General features: G+C 76.8%; 1 protein-coding gene. It reads left to right on the forward strand.

Features of this window, described 5'->3' with window-relative positions; all coding sequences use genetic code 11:
- Positions 1-566 precede the first annotated feature (566 nt).
- Positions 567-875: hypothetical protein (locus tag SSNG_RS41770; RefSeq protein ID WP_042800496.1), on the forward strand; the 309-nt coding region annotated here is incomplete at its 3' end.

Raw genomic sequence — 875 nt, forward strand, 5'->3', positions numbered from 1 at the left:
CGCCGGTGTCGGGGCCGGATCCGGTGAGCCGGCCAGCGCCTCGTCCACGGCGAGGAGTTCGGCTTCGCGTTCGAAGAGTGCGCGCCGTGTGCGGGTCCGGCGTTCCGTCATGGCTCGTACCCCCCAGGCCGGCTCGGGAGATCAGCGTACGCCCGCGCACGAGTCGATGGATCCCACTATCGGGAAAGAATCCGATCTTCTGTTCCGGGCGGTCGCTTCCGGAGGCCGGGGCGAGGGCGGCGAGGCGGGCGCACCGGGTCCGCCTTCGATCACGTCGTCCTCCGGGGACCGGCCGCCGGAGCAGGACCGTGGACGCCGCCCCGCCGGAGCGGGGTGCGCGGCATGCCGGACGCCGGTCTCGGCCTTCGCCGGGTGGACCGACCGTCGCGAAAGGTCCACGGGGAGTGGGAGGTGCTTCACGGGGCGTGATGGCGCGGGCGGAGCGGGCCCGGGCGGGTTTGGGACGGGCGTTCGTGGACAGCCGCCGGGTGAGGCACCTCGCGTGCCGGTCCACGGTCGGCCCCCGGCTGTGCGCGGGGCCGCACCCCGACCCGGAGAGGCGAACGATGAACACGAACCGCGGGCACGACGCCACGGAGCGGCGCGCCGCGCTGCTCCCGGACGCGGGGGCCATGGTGGACGAGCACGGCCGCGCGCCGGGCGCGGCCTCCCGTACCGGGACGGGTGCGGGCCCCGCGGCCGATCCGGCCCGGGTGGACGCGGTACGGGCCGCCGAGGCGGAAGTGAACGTACTGGTCAGCCACTGCGACCGGGCGGGCGCCGACGCCGTCCTCGGGGTCCTGGCGGAGGCGTTCCCCGGGATGGCCCCGCCGGTCCCGGAGCGGGCGGGCGGAGCCGCGGCGGCTCCGAGCATC

Source organism: Streptomyces sp. C (assembly GCF_000158895.1).
In the GTDB taxonomy this organism is placed as follows: Bacteria; Actinomycetota; Actinomycetes; order Streptomycetales; family Streptomycetaceae; genus Streptomyces; species Streptomyces racemochromogenes.